Below are 16,909 nucleotides of genomic sequence, written 5' to 3'. Positions count from 1 at the left end.
CGAACGATACCCCCCCTGGGAGGCGACGTGGTGCTGGGCGGGCTGGCCGGGCAGGCGGAGGCGCTGGCGAAGGGGGAGGTGTCCGCCCGCGAGCTCGTCGAGGACTGCCTGGAGACCATCCGCCGGCAGGAGCCGCTCGGTGCGTTCCGCGTGGTGCGCTGGGACGCGGCGGCGCAGGAGGCGCTGGAGGCCGACAAGCGGCTGGCGGACGGGGAGCGGCTGCCGCTGCTCGGGGTCCCGGTCGTGGTCAAGGACGACACGGACGTGGCGGGGGAGACGACGCCGTTCGCCGTGGCCGGGGATCACCGCCCCGCGGCGCGGGACGCGGAGGTCGTGCGCAAGCTGCGGGCCGCGGGGGCCATCGTCGTGGGCAAGACCACGACCTGCGAGCTCGGGTTGTGGCCCTTCAGCGAATCGCCCGAGTTCGGGATCGCCAGGAACCCGTGGAACCCCGACTACACGCCGGGCGGCTCGTCGGGCGGGTCGGCGGCCGCGGTGGCGGCGGGAATGGTCGCCGGGGCCGTCGGGTCCGACGGGGCGGGGTCGATCCGCATTCCGGCGGCCTGGACCGGATTGGTGGGCATCAAGCCCCAGCGGGGACGTGTTTCCGGGTATCCGAACACCGACCCGTTCAATGGGATCACCGTCTGGGGCCCCCTTGCCAGAAGTGTCGGGGACGCCGCCTTGCTGCTGGATGTGCTGACCGGCAGCCATCCCGAGGACGCGTATCAGCTCGATCCACCGGTCACGCCGTTCGCGGAGTTCGCGAAGCGGGAGCCCGGCCGGCTGCGCATCGCCGTTTCGTACAGGACGGCCTTCGGGGTGAGCGGGAGACTCGACCCGGAGATCCGCGGCGCCGTCGAGCGGCTCGCGAGGCGGCTCACGGCCTTGGGGCACAAGGTGTTTCCCGCCGACCCCGACTACGGGCTCGTGGGGCTCGGGCTCATCCCGCGCGGCACGTCGGCGGTGGCCGACATGCTCGACGCGATGCCCAACCCGCGGCCCGAGCGGCGGACGGAGGTCGAGGCCCAGATCGGCCGGGTGCTCGGGAAGCGGCTGCTTCCGCTGGCCAAGAGGATGGACCCCCACCTGCGCAGGAGGATCGGCCGCATCTTCCAGGTGGCCGATGTGGTGCTGACCCCGACCACGGCGCAGCCGCCGTTGCGCATCGGGGCGTTCGACGGGGCCGGGTACCAGAAGACGCAGTCCGGTGTGGCCGCGGCGTGCCCCTACGCGTGGACGTGGAACGTCCTCGGATGGCCCGGCGTGAACGTCCCCGCGGGCTTCACGAAGGCCGGGCTGCCCATCGGGGCCCAGCTCCTCGGGCACGACTCCGACGAGGGGACGCTCATTTCGCTCGCCGCCCAGCTCGAAGCCGTCGAAGGATGGGTCGAGCGGCGTCCGTAGACCCGCGACGGGTCGCCGGTGCCGGGGGTCCGAACCGTTGCCGGCGGCCCGTCGTGTTGTGCGTGCCCGGCCTCAGTACCCGGCGCCGGTGAGCATGCCGCCGTCGACCAGGACCTCGCTGCCCGTGCAGTAGGAGGAGTCGTCCGACGCGAGGTAGACGACGAGGCCCGACACCTCCTTGGACTTGCCCATGCGGCCGAGGGGCAGGGCCTTCAGGAAGGCGTCGGCGCTGTCGGCGGTGGCCGAGACGACGTCGTCCTGGAGGGAGAGCGGGGTCAGGACGCCGCCGGGGTGGATCGAGTTCACGCGGATCTCGTACCGGCCGAGTTCCCGGGCGGCCGCCTTGGTGAGGCCGCGGATGCCGAACTTGCTGGCGCTGTAGGCGGCCAGCCCGTGGGCGCCGATGAAGCCCTCGGTGGACGAGACGTTGATGATGGAGCCGCCGCCCGCCTCGCGCATGGCGGCGGTCACGGACTTCACGCCGAGCCACTGGCCGATCAGGTTGACGTCCAGGATCCGGCGGAACTCGTCGAGGGTCATGTCCTCGATCGTCTTGTGCCTGATGATGCCGGCGTTGTTGACCAGGACGTGCAGCGCGCCGAAGGTCTCCGTGGCGGTGTCGACCGCGGTCTTCCAGTCCTCCTCGCGGGTCACGTCCATCCGGACGAACCGCACGCCGTCCCCGAGTTCGGCGGCCAGCTTCGCCCCCTCCTCCTCCAGGACGTCGCCGAACACGACCTTGGCGCCCTCGTCCAGGAAGCGGCGGACGTGGGACTTGCCCATGCCGCGCGCACCGCCGGTGATCAGCGCCACCTTGCCGTCAAGCTGCCCCATCAACGCTCCTCGTCGCCGGTGACCATCGTCCGCAAACCTAGCGAACGCTTGGTCAAGGCAACAAGCGGGGTCCCGGCGACGCGCGGGGTCAGCGCGTCCGCAGGCCGTCGAAGAGGAGCGCGAGCATCCGGTCGGCGTACGCGGCGGGATCCGGGGTGCGCTCCGACGCGACGCCGATCGCGTTGGTGAGCCGCAGCAGGTCGCCCGGGTCGATGTCCGCGCGGATCGAGCCCGCCCGCTGCGCCCGCTCCAGCAGCAGCCCGAGCGCGTCGCGGATCGAGGTCGCGGCGGCGCCCAGCCCCGTCCCCGCCCACTCCGCCGACATGGCCTGGATGATCACGGTGGAGGTGCCGCGCGGCGTCATCGCGCCCGCGAGGTAGGTGCGCAGCCAGCGGCCCAGCGCGGCGTCCGCGCCGCGCGCCTCGCTCTCCGGGTCCTGCTCGGGCTCGGACAGCAGCTCGTCGGCGTGCGCCAGGAGCCCCTCGATGCGGTCGTGCAGGACGGCGTGCAGGAGGGAGTCGCGGGTGGGGAAGTGGCGGTACAGCGTCCCCGAGCCGACGCCCGCGCGCTTGGCGATGTCGTCGAGGGAGGCGTCCGTCCCGTGCTCCATGAAGGCAGTGCGGGCCGTCGCGATCAGTCGCTCGTAGTTGCGGCGGGCGTCGGCCCGCATCGGCCGGGTGTCCATGGGCCACCGTCCAGCGGTGTCGCGGATGACCTGGGGTGTCTCCGCCTCCTTGTGCACGAGACTGCCATCTTCCCGTACCGGGCGCTACCCGGCGAGGGCGTCGCGCGCCAGCCGGTCGGCCCTGCGGGTGGTCTCCGGAAGCCGGTACGACGGCGTGAGGTCGAGGACGTTCCGGCAGGCCGTGTCGAGGTCGGTGCGGTGCCCGGCGGAGACGTACACCGGTTTGACGCCGTCGCGCGTCCGCAGCACCCGCCCGACGACCTCGCCGCCGTCCACCAGGGGGCTCGCGTCGCCGCGCCGCCGCCCCGGCTCCGCGTGCTCGCCGACGAAGGCCGTCTTGCCCACGCCGATCGCGGGCAGCCCGGTCAGGACGCCCACATGGCACGCCAGCCCGAACCGGCGCGGGTGCGCGACCCCGAAGCCGTCGCAGACGAGCAGCTCCGGCACGGTCTTCAGCCCGCGCAGCGCGTCCAGGAGCGTGGGCAGCTCCCGGAACGCGAACAGCCCGGGCACGTAGGGGAACGCGGCGGTGCCGACGGCGACCGACTCCTCGATCACCTCCAGGCTGGTCCCGTCCAGCACGGCGACCGCGGCGGCCAGGCGCGTCCCGGCGCCGCCGCCGTCGCCCGCGTACGCGACGTCCAGGCCCGCGACGGTGCGCGGCCTCACCGGCCCGGGCTCACCGAGTTCGAGCATCGGGCGCAGCCGGTCCTGGACGGCCTCGGCCTCGCGCGGGGTGGACGGCCAGGTGTGCAGGTCGCGTACCTCCATGGGGCGGCACGCTACCGCGGCCCCAGGACACCGGCGCGGACGACTCAGGACACCGACGCGTACGCGGCGTCCAGCAGCCGGTAGGCGCGCAGGTCGCCGGCCGCCATGTCGCTCATCATGTTCGGCAGGTACGCGAACGCGAGGCCGGCGTCGGGGTCGCCGAGCCCGATCGAGCCGCCCGCGCCGGTGTGCCCGAACGCCGAGTCCCGCCCGGCCTTCGGGGTGAAGAACGTCTGGGCGGGACGCATGAAGCCGAGGCCGAACGAGCTGTCGATGAGCATCGTCCGGTCCGGCCCGGCGACCCGCGGGCGGATCGCCTCCCGCAGGGTCTCCGGGCGCAGGATCCGGCCCGCCACGAGGTCGCGGTAGAAGCCGGCGAGCGCGGGCGCGGTGGCGAGCATCCCGGCGGACGGCCAGCCCGCGCGCAGCACGACCGGGTTGTTGTAGCCGCCCTTGCCCGGATGCGGGTTGCCGGTCGACCGGTTCATGGTGCTCTGCGGGTCGGTGTACGCGGCGACCAGGCGGTTGAGGAGGTCGCTGGCCAGGACCCTGGGGGAGTCGGCGGTCCTCGCGGAGCCGGCTGTCTCGGCCGAGTCGGCGGTCCCGGCGGAGTCGGCGCCGCCCTGGACCCGCCGTGCCGCCGACAGCTTCGCAGCGCGCTCGATCACGTCGTCGGGGGCGCCGACCCACAGGTCCAGGCCGGCGGCGAACTCGTCTCTGACGAACGCGCCCACCGTCCTGCCCGAGTGGCGCCGGACGATCTCGCCGGCGAGCCAGCCGTAGGTCAGCGCGTGGTAGCCGTGCGTCTCGCCGGGCGTCCACTCCGGCTCCTGCGCGGCCAGCTCGTCCGCGAGGGCCACGGGGTCGGCCGCCTCCTCCGCCGAGACGGGGCGGGCGAACGCGGGCAGGCCGGCCTGGTGGGTCAGCAGGTGCTCGGCGGTCGTGCCCTCCTTGCCCGCGGCGCCGAACTCCGGCCACCAGTCCGTCACCGGGCCGTCCAGGTCGTACAGGCCGCGCTCGGCGAGCAGCAGCGCCGCGGCGGCCGTCACCGCCTTGGTGCAGGAGAACCCGAAGCAGGGGGTGTCCGGCAGCCACTCGCGCCCGGTGCGCCGGTCGGCGACGCCGCCCCACAGGTCCACGACCTTGCGGTCGCCCGCGTATACGGCGACGGCGGCGCCCAGCTCGCGTCCCTCGGCGAAGTTCTCCTCGAACACCTCGCGGACACGGGCGAACGCCGGGTCGCAGTGCCCCTGCACCGTGGTCATGCGCGCTCCTCTCGACGGGGAACCACCATCGAATCACGTTCTAGGAAGTCCCGACGAGCCCGGTCAGGGTCGACTCGGGTCACTGGCCGGTTCGGCCACCGGGCTCGCGGCCCGCTGGACGGGGCGGATGCGGCCGAACTCCAGCGTGAAGAGGGCGGCGGCCAGCCAGGCGACGTCGAACCAGGAGCGGAAGGCGACGTGGCGCGGCTTGTAGGACGGACCGAACTTCCTGTCGAACAGGAAGAGGGACTCCGCCGCGATCCACGGGTCGAGCAGGTGCAGCGCACGGTACGCGACCTTCTCCAGAGGGGTGCGGTCCCGGGTGTCCAGCAGTGCGCGGAACGGGACGAAGTTCAGGGAGACGACGCCGTGGCCCCGGTCGGCCGCGTACCCGATCATTTCGGCGATGAGGCGCTCGTTGACGCCGTTCGGCCCGCCCGGCACGCGCCGCATCGCGTCCAGGCTGACGCCCTCGCCGGCGGCCACGTACCGCTGGAAGGCGATCGGCTCCCTGTCCTCGTCATAGGCGACCGCGACGATCGCCCCGGGGTGGCGGCCGGTGAGGAGTTCGTCGAGGTTCATGGCGAAGCCGCGCTCGGCCGCGCCGCCGAGCGAGCGGGACGCGACGTCCAGGAGCCGCTCGCGCAGGTCGGCGTCGAGGTCCCGCTCCAGGAGGATCCGGGTGGTCACGCCGGCGTTCACCGTGCGCTGGACCGCCTGCCGGACGTTGCGCATCCGGCGTCCGGACATGCTGAACCCGCCCGGCCGGACCACCACCTCGTCGCCGTACCCGATCGTGCGGGCGAGCCCCCACACGGGGAGCAGCCCGCCGCTCGCGCCGAGGACGGCGGGCCGCCAGCCCGCGGTCCGGCACCGGGCGAGGAACGAGTCGACCGCGCCGGCGTGCGCGGCCGGGTCGCCGACCGGGTCGCCGCCCGCCACCGCGACGCCGAACAGGACCCGGTAGCCGACCGCGGCCCGCCCGTCCGGGCTGAACGCGTACGCCTTGTCGCGCCGCAGCGCGAAGGGGGCGAGGGTGTCCGAGCCGGGGTGGGCGACCAGGTCGGCGACGCGGCGGCGGTCCGCCTCGTCGGCGGGCGGCGGTGCCGGGGCGGGCGCCAGCAGGATGACCACCAGCACGAGGAGCCCGGCGGCGCCCGCGAGGCCGAGGACGTCCGGCAGCCAGGACGCGCCGTCCATGGGCGCGCCGGTCGAGCCGAGCCCGCCCGCCACCTGGCCGACCGACCTGGCCGACACGCCGCCGAACAGCAGCGAGCCGGAGACCGCGGCGACGGCCAGGAGCGCCCCGGTCTTCACGGTCGCGCGGACGCGCTCGGGGTGCACGGGGACGGAGAACCGGCCGCGCTCCAGCCACAGTCCGCCCAGCACGGCCGCGAGCAGCGGCACCCGCCACGGCTCGCCGTCGCCGGTGAGCGCGGACAGCAGGCCCAGGGCGGCCAGCAGCATCAGCCCGCACCACGCGGCGCGGCGTCGCAGCAGGACGCCGCGGGCGACGATCGCGAGGGCCAGGCCGAGGGCCGCGGCGTGGGCGGGGGCGAGCGGCGCGTCGCCCGTGACGAGGCGTGCGGGCCCGCCGAGCCAGGGTGGAGCATGCGCGGGTGCGGGCATCGCGACCAGGGCGGCGATGAGCAGGGTGGTGAGCGCGATCGGCCACACGGGCCGCTCCGGCATGCCCGACACCGCCGTTCGTGCCGCCTCGTCCGTTCGTACTAAGGACACCTGCACCACCATCCCTGACCAAGATCCTTCGTGGAGCCCTACCCGGGGGCGGCGTTTCGATGTCACCCATTGCTACATGAGGTCACCATGTGTTACTGGCGGCAAGGTGCCGGGCGCGGTCAGGCCCGCCCGTGGTCAGGCCCGTGGTTAGGCTCGTGGTGATGAAGAGGCTGCTGATCGTCCACCACACCCCGTCGCCGTCCGTCCAGGCGATGTTCGAGGCGGTGCGCGCCGGCGCGTCGACCGACGAGGTCGAGGGCGTGGAGGTGGTGTCGCGGGCGGCGCTGACGGCCTCCGCCGTGGACGTCCTGGAGGCCGACGGCTACCTCCTGGGCTCGCCGGTGAACCTCGGCTACCTGTCCGGCGCGCTCAAGCACTTCTTCGACCAGATCTACTACCCGTGCCTGGAGGAGACCGTCCGGCGCCCGTTCGGGGCCTTCCTGCACGGCAACAACGACGCGACCGGCGCGCTGCGCGCGCTCGACTTCATCACCACCGGGCTGAAGTGGAAGGCCGTCCAGCCGCCGGTGGTGGTCACCGGCGAGCCCGCGAAGGCCGACCTGGAGGCGTGCTGGGAACTCGGCGCGATCACGGCGGCCGAGGTCGGCGGTATCTGACCCCTCGCGGCGATAGCGTGCCGCCATGAGCGGATTCCGGCACGTGGTGATGTTCAGGTGGGCCGAGGGGACGACGACCGGCCAGCAGGAAGAGGTCGCGGCCAGGCTGGGGGAGCTGCCCGGTCTGATCGAGGAGATACGGGAGTACAGCATCGGCGTGAACGCCGGCGTGAATCCCGGCGCGTACGACTTCGCCGTGGTCGCGGACTTCGCCGGACGCGACGCCTACCTGGCCTACCGGGACCACCCGGCGCACCGCGCGGTGGTCGAGCAGTACATCACGCCGATCGTCGCGGAGCGGGCGTCCATCCAGTACGAGGCGTGAGGAGGTCCCCGGTAGGCGGGTTCTGCCGAAAGAGAGACGTAACCGAGCAAGCGCTTGTGCCTAGAACGGGTTTCAGTTAGCGTCGCTGGGACGCCCTCCGGGGACGGATCGCGCCCCGTTCCCGGTGGGCGGCCGGTCATCCCCGGCTGCGCATGCTCATGATCTCGTCGCGGAGCCGCTGCGGGGTCGGCGCCTCCAGCAGCCGCGGCCCGCCGCGCGTGGGCACCATGGCCCACCACGATCCGGTGGCCTCACCGAACCAGACGCGCACCCCTGGGAACTGCTCCTGCAGGCCGCGCGCCGTCTCGGCGCGCATCGCCTCCGGTGTGGGCTCGCCGCGGCCGGCGCCCCCTTGAGCCGTCACGTCGCCCTCCCCCCGTAGATCTCCTCGGTAACAGCGTCCCCACGGGCCAAAGCGTCACCCCTACTCGGCAAATTGTGACTAAGCACACTATGGGGGTTGGGGCACGTGCACAGTGGGATTCCGCGCCGGTTGTGCCCGAACGGATGTATTCACCGAGCCGAATCGCCCCGGCATGTCCGTAAAGGCGGGCCCCTCGTACCCGGCAGCGCAGGGCGACGAGAAAATGATCTTTACGAAGCGAGTGCCGCGACCTTGCACCGCCGCCCCTGCGGAGCAGTCCTCAGGGGCCGGGCTAGTGGAGGTTGATGCCGTCGAACATCACCTTGAGGTAGTGGTCGGCGAGGCCCTGGGCGTCCAGCCTGCCGCCCGGCTTGAACCAGCGGACCGCCACCCAGATCGTGTCGCGGATCATCCGGTAGGTGAGCTTCGGGTCGAGGTCGTCGCGGAACAACCCCTCCTTCTGGCCCGCGCTCAGGGTGTCGACCCACATCTTCTCGACCTCGTCCTCGGACTTGTTCAGGTACGAGAAGCGGTCCATCCCCTTGAGGTAGTTCCAGTCGTTCTGCATCACCGTGATCGCGGCCCGGTGCGGCTCCAGGCTCCCGAACGCGACGCGGACGAGCCCGGCGATGGTGTCGCGGGGGCTCTCCCGCCGGTCGAGCACCGCCTGGTAGGACGCCATGATCTCGTTGAAGAAGCTGGCGAGGATCTCGTCGACGATCGACTCTTTGGAGTCGAAGTGGTGGTAGAGGCTGCCCGAGAGGATGCCCGCCTCGTCGGCGATGTTGCGGACCGTGGTGGCCTGGAAGCCCTTCTCGGCGAACAGTTCCGCGGCCAGCCTGACCAGGTGCTCGCGCCGCTCCGACGCCAGCGCGGCGGAGCCCTTGCCGCGGCGGCGGGCACCGCCGGCGCGGGTCCTGGGTCGTCCGGAATCGGCGCTCGTGGTCGTCACCCTCTCATTATGCCGTGTCGCCCAACCGCTTGCTCGTCGCCCGCACCAAGGGTACGCCGCGACAACAAGCGCTTGCTGCATTTCGCGGGCCGCGCGCCACGCATAGGCTCGGGCCATGGCCGACGTGATCGTTTTCGACCTGTACGGAGTGATCGCCCGCACCCAGACCGCCGAGGCGGTGCGGCGGATCGAGGAGATCGCCGGAGATCCGGGCCCCTCCTTCTGGGACGCCTACTGGTCGTGCCGCCCGTCCTACGACGCAGGCCAGGAGAGCGCCGCCTACTGGGCCGACGTGGCCGGACTCCTCGGCACCGCGTTCCCGGACGTCCCGGCCCTCATCGAGGCCGACCTGGAGTCCTGGACCGAGGTGGACGACGCCATGGTCGACCTCGTCCACGAACTCGCGGACGAGGGCCGCACCCTCGGGCTCCTGTCCAACATCATCAGCGACCTGGTGCCCCGCTTCGAGGCCCGCCACGGCGCCGTGCTCGGCCGCTTCGACGCGCTCACCTACTCCTGCCGCATCGGCGTCGCCAAGCCCGACCGCCGCGCCTACGAGATCTGCGCCGAACGCCTCGGCGTCCAGCCGTCCGACGTCGTCTTCTTCGACGACAGCGAACGCAACGTCCTGGCCGCCCGCGAAACCGGCATGCGCGCCGAACTCTTCACCTCCCCGACCCAGGTCCGCACCCTCGTCGGCTAGTCGTCCGGTGTGGAAGCCTCCGCCCCGAGGGGAGGGCGCGGGCGGTGATGGCCGCGATCAGGAGGAGGACGGCGATCGCGGTGAAGGCGTGGCCGTAAGTGGTCGTCAGGGTGACCAGGGTGGCCAGACCGAGGGCGGCGCCGGTCTGTTTGGCGGTGTTCATCAGGCCGGAGGCGGCGCCGGCGTCCTGAGCGGGGACGTTGGAGGTGACGGCCTTGGTGAGCGGGGTGTTGAGGAGGCCGGCGCCGGCGGAGATCAGGATCGCCGGGCCGAGGATGCCCGTGAGGTAGCCGTCGCCGGGGGCCAGGCGGCTCTGCCAGAGGAAGCCCGCGGCGGCCGTCAGGGCGCCGATGGTGATCAGGGTGCGGTCGTCGGCGCGTTTCATCAGGCGGGGCGTGACGTGCAGGGCGACCGCCATGGTGAGGAGCGTGTGGGGGAGGAAGCCCAGGCCCGTTTGCAGGGGGCTGTACTGCAGGACGTTCTGCATGGACAGCGTCAGGAAGTACCACATCGGGTTGAGGCAGGCACCGGCGAGCAGCATCGTCACGTTCCCTACGGCCACCGTGCGGATGCGGAAGAGGTGCAGGGGGAGCAGGGGTGTCTGTGACCGGGATTGCAGGACGGTGAAGGCCGCCAGGGCGGCTGCGCCGAAGGCGAGAGCTGGGATGTTCCAGTCGCGCGTGATGCCGTAGGTGAGCGAGGCGACGCCGGCGGTGGCCAGGACGGCTCCGGGGATGTCCAGGCGCCCGCGTGAATGCCTGCCGTTCGGCAGCAGGCGCGTGGGCAGGAGGGCCAGGGCGCCGGCCGGGACGTTGATGAGCAGGATCCAGCGCCATGACAGGGCGTCGGTGAGGACGCCGCCGATGAGGTTGCCGGCGGTTCCCCCGGCCAGCCCCACGGCCGTCCAGGCGGCCAGGACGCGCGGGCGCAGGTCCTCGTCGAACGTGGTGGTGAGGACGGTCAGGGTGGCGGGAGCGAGGACGGCGGCGCCGAGGCCCTGGAAGGCGCGGGCCGCGATGAGGGTCCCGGGGTCCGCGGCGAGGCCGCCCGCCAGGCTGGCGAGGGTGAAGAGGGCCAGGCCGCCGAGGACGGTGCGGCGGAGGCCGCAGAGGTCGGCGAGGCGGCCGCCGAGCAGGAGCAGCCCGCCGAACGCCAGCGCGTAGGCGTTCACGATCCACTGCAGGTCGGCCGGGGCGACGTCCAGGTCCGCCTGGACGGACGGCAGGGCGACGTTCACCACGGAGACGTCCAGGACGACCATGAACTGCGCGGTGCATGCCAGGGCGAGCACCAGCCGATGGCGCGGTGTCATCCGTCTCCCGTTGTGGTACGGCTGTATCAATATGATACGTGTGTATCACACACCGGGAGGGGAGAGCTTGCCGAGAACCGCCGACCACGACGCGCGCCGCGCGCAGATCATCGACGGGCTCGTCCGGGTCGCCGGGCGGGACGGGCTGCACGCCGTCACCATGCGGTCGGTGGCCGCGGAGGCCGGGGTGTCGCTGCGGCTCGTCCAGTACTACTTCGAGAGCAAGGCCCAGCTGATGAACGCGGCGCTGGAGCGGCTCGAACGGCAGAGCCACGCGCGGTGGGCGGCACGGCTGGCGGGGCTGCGGGACCCGTCACCGCGGGAGGTCGTCGAGGCCCTGCTCGCCGAGGCGCTGCCCACCGATCCCGAGAGCCGCGTGTTCCACCAGGTCTGGACGTCCTACGCCGTCCTCGCCCTGACCGATCCCTCGATGGCGGCCCAGCCGTTCGTGGAGGGGCCCGACCGGCTGGAGCGGCAGCTCACGCGCGTCCTCGCCGGCGCGGGCGTGGCGGGGGATCCGGAGACCGAGGCGGCGCGGCTGCTCGCGCTCGCGCACGGCCTCGGGACGAGCGTCCTGGTCGGCCGCCGGAGCCCGGGCACGGCCATGGACATCCTGCGCCGCCACCTGGACGAGCTGTTCGCACCCTAGGACGGGGGAGGGAGCTCGCCGCCCGCCTCCGCCGCCTTCGCCAGCCGCTCGCGCAGCGTCCGGACGAGCTCGTCGCTCTGCTCGGTCAGCCGCTCGATCGCGGGCAGCGCAAGATCGTCGCGGACGGTGTCGGCGATCAGCTCGTCGTACTGGCGGGCCTTCTCCGCGATGGACTCCAGGTGCCGCTGGGCGCGCAGCACCTCGTCCGCCGACCTGGCCCGCTCCGCGTAGCGCTCGAGCGCCTCCACGCGGCGCGTCACCGCCTCCACGGAGATGGCGAGCTTCTCGCGCAGCGGGGCGAGCGCGGCCTCGACCTCGGGGAGCAGCGTCCCGCCGCCCGCCAGCTCCTCCTGCTCGGCGCGCAGCTTCGACTGCCGCGCCAGCACCTGCGCGATCTCCCACTCCTGCCGCGGCAGCGTGACGGCGTTGTCCACGGAGTCCAGCAGCCCTTCCCGGTTGACCTCGGAGTCGCGGACGGCGTCGATCGCGGCCTGGACGCGGCCGAGCATCGCGCGGCCCTCGTCGTCGAAGTCCTGCGGGGTGAGGTAGCGGTCGCGGCGCCGCTCCAGCTCGCGGGCGCGCCGCAGGTCGAGCGAGACCGAGGGGGTGCCGAGCGCGACCAGCACCGCGAGCATGCCGAGGCCGATCAGCCACAGCGAGCCGAGCAGCGGCGAGCCGAGCAGGCCGAGGCCGAGCACCGTCAGCGGCGCCAGCCACAGCAGCGGGCGGCGGCGCGCGACGATCGTGTCGAGTTCGGCGCGCAGGGCGGGGTCGGCGACGGGGCGCGGCTCGGCGGGCGAGCCGTCCTCGGGGGCGCGGGGCGGCGCGATCCGCCGCCAGTAGGTGGACACGTGGGTCTCGAACGCGAAGTCCGTCTGCGCGATCTCGATCTCGGTGGGGCCCGGGGGCAGCGGCCACGAGCCCACGGGGTCGCCCCCGCCGGGTCCGGTGAAGCGCACCCACCAGCCGCCCTTGCCGTCGTCGCACCGGTAGCGCCCCGGTGCCACGTCGATGCCGACGAAGAACGTGCCTATCCCCGGTATGGAATCGTTCCACGCGCCACTGGTCACCGGCGACCTCCGACCCGACTCGTCCGCCGTGTCCCCCCGCCCCCTCCGACGGGGACCGTCCAGCCCGTATAGGGAACGACGTCCGGGGGACGGTAAGAGTTGCAGTACCCACATCCGCCTCCGGAAAGCCGGATCGCGTTTGGAATACTCCACACGTGCGACCTGACCATGCGCCTTTCGTGGACCCCCTCGACGATCCGCCCTGGGCGATGCAGTTGGTGGTACGCGCCGAGAAGGCAGATCCGCCCAATCACGGCGCGGTCTGCGAGGCGGCGGCGGCCGCGGTCGTCAGGCTGCTCACCGACCCGCGCGCGGCCGAGCCCGGCGGCGAGTGGCACGACGCGGTCCGCGAGTGGGAGTCGCGCCGCATCCGCAAGGTGACGCGGCGGGCCCGCGGCGTCCGCTGGCCGGAGGCGGAGGCGCTGCCCGGCGTCACCGTCGGGCACGCGGGCGCGCAGGTGCGGGCGTTCCCGCCCTGCCCGGTGCGGGACGTCCCGCCCGAGCTGGCGAAGCTCCAGGTGGCCGGCCTCGACCTGGCCGACGCGGACGAGCCCGGGCCGCCGCCCGCGCCCCCGTACGCCGCGATCGCCCTCAACCCGGACGTGACGATCACGACCGGGAAGGCCGCGGCCCAGTGCGGGCACGCGGCCCAGCTCCTGCTTCGCAAGGGCCGCCGCAAGCACGTGGCCGAGTGGGTGGAGGGCGGGGCCGCGGTTCACCTGGTCAAGGACGTTCCGTGGCGGAGCTGCGTGAAGCAGGCGACGGTCGCGGTCCGCGACGGCGGCTTCACCGAGGTCCCGCCCGGCACGATGACGGCCGTCGCCTGGCTCGTGCGCAAGTAGCCGGGAACCCGGGCGGGACGCTCGAAGTGCGGGAAGCGGCGCGGCGTGCCGGACGCCGTTGTCCGGCACGCCGCACGGTCATCGGAGGAGGGTCAGGGCAGCGTGACGGCGACCGGGTCGATCCCCGCCTCGGCGATCAGCGACGGCAGCCTGCCCGCGAACGGGTGGTGGTCCGTCGGAAGGCCGCGCGGGTTGTCGACCACGTAGTGGACGACGCCGGCGCCGCGGCTCTCGTCCCACGTCGCGCCGACCGACCGCAGGACCGACGCCGCCTCGGCCGCGTCGGACGCCTTCACCGACACCCGGATCGGCGACTCGTGCGACGGAAGGGCGGCCGCCTTCCGCGCCGCCTCGGCCGTCGCGGCCGCCCGCGGAGCCGCTTCAGCCTCCGGGGCCGGGCCCAGGATCGCGTTGTAGAGCAGCTTCGCCGTGCCGTCGGTGAACGCGCGGAAGTTGGGCTCCGCCGCGAACAGCACCGAGCGTCCCTCGCCCGCGGGCTGGTCCACGACCGCGGCCGTGCCGCCCAGCTCCGCGGCGCCCCGCTCGAACCCGGACACGAACCAGGCGGGCGAATCCGCCTCGGGGTACGCGGCGGCGACGCCGCTGGACGCCCGCATGACCAGGTCGTAGGACGTGAAGTTCCAGACCGTCCCGCCGACGTCCGCGGCGAGCGGGCCGTCCTCGTCCACCTGCACGCGGAACAGCGTGCCGGGGATGTCGGACGTCGGTTCCGACAGCGTCGCCGTCGTCAGGCCGAGCCGCGCCGCGAGCTGCGTGCCGCCCTGCCAGCCGATGTAGCGGCCGCCGCCGCGCGTCCACTCCTGGAGCGCGGTCCGCCCGGCGTCGCCGAGCGCGTCGTAGGCGGACGACGCCGGGCCGTCCGGGGTGACCAGCACCTCGATGCCCGCGAGCCTGCCCGCCGCGATGTCCGCCGGGGTCAGCGCCGTGTACGGCAGCTTCCAGTCGCGGTCGAGGCGGTGCCGCAGCCAGCCGGCCGACTCGCGCGCCGCCGACGACGTCGCGGAGAGCTGCAGGACGCCGAGCCGCGGCGCCTTGCCCTCGTGGCCCGGGCGCGGCGCCGGGACGGTCCCCACCGGGACGGCCCGGGGGCGCAGCGCGGCGCCGGACGACCCGCCCTCCACGTTCGCCAGCAGCGGCAGGCTCCACGCCGTCACGTCGTAGAAGTACGGGAACGGCGTGTAGGAGTCCTCGTTCAGCATGGCCTGGATCCAGTGCTTCTGCCCCTGGGCCATCGTGATCCAGTAGGTGCCGGCGGGGAGGGTCGCCTTGCCCTCGGCCTGCCCGTACGGCTTGAAGTCCGAGACGGTCAGCGGCCGCACGAGCTTCTCGACGCGGACGCCCATCCGCTGGAGCCTGCGCACGACCGTGCGGACCTCGTCGCGCTTGGCCGGGTCGCCGTCCCGCAGGAAGTAGTGCCGCACCTTCCGGTCGGGCACCTGCCGGTCGATCTGGTTCGGCGGGTTGTAGATCTGGTTGGGCTCCAGCTTCCCGGCCTCGCCCTGCCGGTACGCGTCCACGATCATCTGGCGCCACTCGGTGAGGACGCGCTGCCGGTCGCCGGCCGCGGCCGACAGCGACACCCACTGGGTGAGGTACTGCTCCTCCACCTTCTCCGGGTACGGGCTGGAGTTGCCCTTCTCGAACGTCATCCCGGCGGCGTGGAAACCGCTGGTCGGCACCGAGTCGCCGTACCCCTGGTAGAAGAGGTCGTAGACGTCGCGGTTGAAGAAGTCGATGCCGCGCCGCGTGAACTCCGCGGCCATCGCCCCGCCGTACAGGTCGTTGATCCAGCCGATCGCCTGCTCGGGCGTCTCGTGGTAGATCGGGTCGGCGTTCGGCGGGAAGAAGTACGACGTCCCGCCCATCTCGTGCGCGTCGATGTACAGCGCCGGCGGGTACTGGTTGAGCATCGCCAGCTTGCCGTCGGTCTCCGGCTGGGTGCGCGCGAACCAGTCGCGGTTCATGTCGAAGCCGTACGCGTTCTGGCGCGTCCCCGCCTCGCGGCCGTCCGGGTTCTGCGTCGGCAGGACCACCACGAGCGCGTTGTCGAGGATCGCCTTCGCGGCGCAGTCGGTGCGGTCGCCGAGGCCGCGCAGCACCCTGAGCGCCGCGTCGGTGCCGCTCGGCTCGTTGCCGTGCACGTTGCCGCTGACCCACAGGATCGGGACGCCGTGCCTGGCGATGTGCTTGGCCAGCGCCTCGGGCGTGCGGGGGTCGCGCAGCAGGCCCGCCTCCGCGCGCACCTTCGCCAGCCCCGCCTTGGACACCAGCCCGGGCCGGCCCGCGATCGCGTACTTGAGCGGCCGGCCCTGCGCGGAGGTGGCCAGCGTCCCGGACACGACGCGCTCGCTCTTCGCGGCGATCGCCTCCAGGTACCTGTCGGACTCGGCGGCGGTGACCGGCCGCTCGCCGAGCTCGAAGCCGAGGACCTGCTCAGGGGAGGGGACCTTGCCCCGGTAGACCGGGTCGGTCCGCGTCGGATCGCAGTTCGCCGGAGGTGCGGCGGGGGACTGCGCGGCGGCCGGGGCCGCGAGCGACGCCGGCAGCGCCAGGGACGTGGCCAGCGCCAGCGGCCACACCAGTTTTCGGGCTCTCATGAGCGACAAAGTGACACCGGGCGGGTGACCCACCAAGGGCAAGATCTGCCAAGATCAGGCGGGGCGCCCCGGGCGCGGCCGCGGCCCGGTGAGGGCGGCGGCCCGGTTGATCGCCTGGAGCGCGAACTCCTGGGTCCGGGTGAGCTGCCGCCCGCCGCCGGACGAGCCGTCGTCCTCGTCCTCGGCCGCCCCCGCGAGCTGCGCCTTCGCGCTCAGCCCGTAGGACAGGAACAGCAGCACGACGAAGGCCGCCAGGTAGAGCAGGTGCTCGACCAGGCCGCCCCATCCGCCCGTGAAGACGTCCAGCACGGCGAACATCGCGAACCCGGCCATCCAGCCGACCATCGGCGGGACGAGCAGGACGTCCCGGCGGAGCACCAGCGCGGCGGCCGCCGAGGCGGTGAGCGCCGCCTCGATCACCTTGACCAGGATCAGGACGGCCGTCGCGGGCAGTGCCCCGAAGTAGCCCTCGACCTCGTCCTGCCGGTCGCCCCACATCAGCACCGCGCTGAGCAGGCCCGTCCCGCCGTACGCGATCAGGAAGACGCCGACCGCGTAGTGGAAGCGGTGCCATGTGGACGAGCCCTGCCCGGCCTTCCGCGCCGCCTTCCGCACGGGCGATCCCTGCACAGGCGATCCCTGCACAGGCGATCCCTGCACGGGCGGTTCCTGCGCGGGCGTTCCCCGCACGGGCGGTTCCTGGACGGTCCGGTCCGGTGCCTGCCCGGCTCCCGCCCCGCCGCCGGCTCCGGGGC

General features: G+C 73.3%; 17 protein-coding genes. 6 read left to right on the top strand and 11 right to left on the bottom strand.

Features of this window, described 5'->3' with window-relative positions; all coding sequences use genetic code 11:
* The first annotated feature begins 27 nt into the window (after positions 1-27).
* Positions 28-1,407: an amidase gene (locus E1266_RS13475; RefSeq protein ID WP_132046690.1), complete on the top strand. Its 1,380-nt coding sequence runs from the start codon at positions 28-30 to the stop codon at positions 1,405-1,407.
* 72 nt (positions 1,408-1,479) lie between these two features.
* On the opposite strand, the gene E1266_RS13470 is transcribed toward E1266_RS13475, so the two are convergent.
* From E1266_RS13470 to E1266_RS13450, 5 genes are all read right to left on the bottom strand, one after another.
* Entirely contained in the window at positions 1,480-2,241 is a 762-nt protein-coding gene (locus E1266_RS13470) for a glucose 1-dehydrogenase (protein WP_132046689.1), read from the bottom strand.
* Between the two features lie 88 nt (positions 2,242-2,329).
* Entirely contained in the window at positions 2,330-2,983 is a 654-nt protein-coding gene (locus E1266_RS13465; RefSeq protein WP_243718399.1) for a TetR/AcrR family transcriptional regulator, read from the bottom strand.
* Positions 2,984-3,010: 27 nt separating this feature from the next.
* A complete protein-coding gene (locus E1266_RS13460) occupies positions 3,011-3,697 on the bottom strand; it encodes an endonuclease V (RefSeq protein WP_132046687.1) in 687 nt (228 codons plus the stop codon).
* A 44-nt stretch (positions 3,698-3,741) separates the two neighbouring features.
* On the bottom strand, positions 3,742-4,962 hold the full coding sequence (locus E1266_RS13455) for a serine hydrolase domain-containing protein (protein WP_132046686.1): 1,221 nt from the start codon (positions 4,960-4,962) through the stop codon (positions 3,742-3,744).
* A gap of 63 nt (positions 4,963-5,025) precedes the next feature.
* Entirely contained in the window at positions 5,026-6,654 is a 1,629-nt protein-coding gene (locus tag E1266_RS13450; RefSeq protein WP_132046685.1) for a phosphatidylglycerol lysyltransferase domain-containing protein, read from the bottom strand.
* Positions 6,655-6,863: 209 nt separating this feature from the next.
* Here E1266_RS13450 and E1266_RS13445 point away from each other — a divergent pair, with 209 nt between their 5' ends.
* Positions 6,864-7,319 carry a flavodoxin family protein gene (locus E1266_RS13445; RefSeq protein WP_132046684.1) on the top strand — a complete coding sequence of 152 codons (456 nt, stop codon included), beginning with the start codon at positions 6,864-6,866 and terminating at the stop codon, positions 7,317-7,319.
* Between the two features lie 25 nt (positions 7,320-7,344).
* On the top strand, positions 7,345-7,644 hold the full coding sequence (locus E1266_RS13440) for a Dabb family protein (RefSeq protein WP_132046683.1): 300 nt from the start codon (positions 7,345-7,347) through the stop codon (positions 7,642-7,644).
* Positions 7,645-7,780: 136 nt separating this feature from the next.
* Here E1266_RS13440 and E1266_RS13435 read toward each other — a convergent pair whose 3' ends face one another.
* Both E1266_RS13435 and E1266_RS13430 read right to left on the bottom strand, forming a co-directional pair.
* A complete protein-coding gene (locus tag E1266_RS13435; RefSeq protein WP_132046682.1) occupies positions 7,781-8,008 on the bottom strand; it encodes a hypothetical protein in 228 nt (75 codons plus the stop codon).
* Positions 8,009-8,300: 292 nt separating this feature from the next.
* Positions 8,301-8,960, bottom strand: a complete 660-nt coding sequence (locus tag E1266_RS13430; RefSeq protein WP_229808148.1) for a TetR/AcrR family transcriptional regulator — start codon at positions 8,958-8,960, stop codon at positions 8,301-8,303.
* A gap of 115 nt (positions 8,961-9,075) precedes the next feature.
* Between E1266_RS13430 and E1266_RS13425 the strand changes: the two genes are divergently transcribed.
* Positions 9,076-9,663, top strand: a complete 588-nt coding sequence (locus E1266_RS13425; protein WP_132046681.1) for an HAD family phosphatase — start codon at positions 9,076-9,078, stop codon at positions 9,661-9,663.
* On the opposite strand, the gene E1266_RS13420 is transcribed toward E1266_RS13425, so the two are convergent.
* A complete protein-coding gene (locus E1266_RS13420; RefSeq protein ID WP_207945616.1) occupies positions 9,626-10,975 on the bottom strand; it encodes an MFS transporter in 1,350 nt (449 codons plus the stop codon). The two genes, E1266_RS13425 and E1266_RS13420, sit on opposite strands and share 38 nt — an antisense overlap.
* Before the next feature lie 67 nt (positions 10,976-11,042).
* Here E1266_RS13420 and E1266_RS13415 point away from each other — a divergent pair, with 67 nt between their 5' ends.
* A complete protein-coding gene (locus E1266_RS13415) occupies positions 11,043-11,624 on the top strand; it encodes a TetR/AcrR family transcriptional regulator (protein WP_132046680.1) in 582 nt (193 codons plus the stop codon).
* Here E1266_RS13415 and E1266_RS13410 read toward each other — a convergent pair.
* Positions 11,621-12,694, bottom strand: a complete 1,074-nt coding sequence (locus E1266_RS13410; RefSeq protein WP_132046679.1) for a hypothetical protein — start codon at positions 12,692-12,694, stop codon at positions 11,621-11,623. The genes E1266_RS13415 and E1266_RS13410 overlap by 4 nt on opposite strands.
* 155 nt (positions 12,695-12,849) lie before the next feature.
* Here E1266_RS13410 and E1266_RS13405 point away from each other — a divergent pair, with 155 nt between their 5' ends.
* Positions 12,850-13,536: a peptidyl-tRNA hydrolase gene (locus E1266_RS13405; protein ID WP_132046678.1), complete on the top strand. Its 687-nt coding sequence runs from the start codon at positions 12,850-12,852 to the stop codon at positions 13,534-13,536.
* A gap of 92 nt (positions 13,537-13,628) precedes the next feature.
* Here E1266_RS13405 and E1266_RS13400 read toward each other — a convergent pair whose 3' ends face one another.
* Positions 13,629-16,154: a M14 family zinc carboxypeptidase gene (locus tag E1266_RS13400; protein WP_132046677.1), complete on the bottom strand. Its 2,526-nt coding sequence runs from the start codon at positions 16,152-16,154 to the stop codon at positions 13,629-13,631.
* 54 nt (positions 16,155-16,208) lie between these two features.
* Positions 16,209-16,769, bottom strand: a complete 561-nt coding sequence (locus E1266_RS13395) for a hypothetical protein (RefSeq protein WP_132046676.1) — start codon at positions 16,767-16,769, stop codon at positions 16,209-16,211.
* Positions 16,770-16,909 lie beyond the last annotated feature (140 nt).

Origin of the sequence: Actinomadura sp. 7K534, assembly GCF_004348575.1 — a bacterium.
GTDB lineage: Bacteria > Actinomycetota > Actinomycetes > Streptosporangiales > Streptosporangiaceae > Spirillospora > Spirillospora livida.
The sequence above is the reverse complement of the archived record's forward strand: the minus strand, read 5'-3'. Positions and strand labels throughout refer to the sequence as shown.

Coding starts and splice junctions, on each gene's coding strand:
- E1266_RS13470 (WP_132046689.1), bottom strand. CDS start 2,241: ATGGGGCAGCTTGACGGCAAGGTGGCGCTGATCACCGGCGGTGCGCGC.
- E1266_RS13460 (WP_132046687.1), bottom strand. CDS start 3,697: ATGGAGGTACGCGACCTGCACACCTGGCCGTCCACCCCGCGCGAGGCC.
- E1266_RS13455 (WP_132046686.1), bottom strand. CDS start 4,962: ATGACCACGGTGCAGGGGCACTGCGACCCGGCGTTCGCCCGTGTCCGC.
- E1266_RS13450 (WP_132046685.1), bottom strand. CDS start 6,654: ATGCCGGAGCGGCCCGTGTGGCCGATCGCGCTCACCACCCTGCTCATC.
- E1266_RS13445 (WP_132046684.1), top strand. CDS start 6,864: ATGAAGAGGCTGCTGATCGTCCACCACACCCCGTCGCCGTCCGTCCAG.
- E1266_RS13440 (WP_132046683.1), top strand. CDS start 7,345: ATGAGCGGATTCCGGCACGTGGTGATGTTCAGGTGGGCCGAGGGGACG.
- E1266_RS13425 (WP_132046681.1), top strand. CDS start 9,076: ATGGCCGACGTGATCGTTTTCGACCTGTACGGAGTGATCGCCCGCACC.
- E1266_RS13420 (WP_207945616.1), bottom strand. CDS start 10,975: ATGACACCGCGCCATCGGCTGGTGCTCGCCCTGGCATGCACCGCGCAG.
- E1266_RS13400 (WP_132046677.1), bottom strand. CDS start 16,154: ATGAGAGCCCGAAAACTGGTGTGGCCGCTGGCGCTGGCCACGTCCCTG.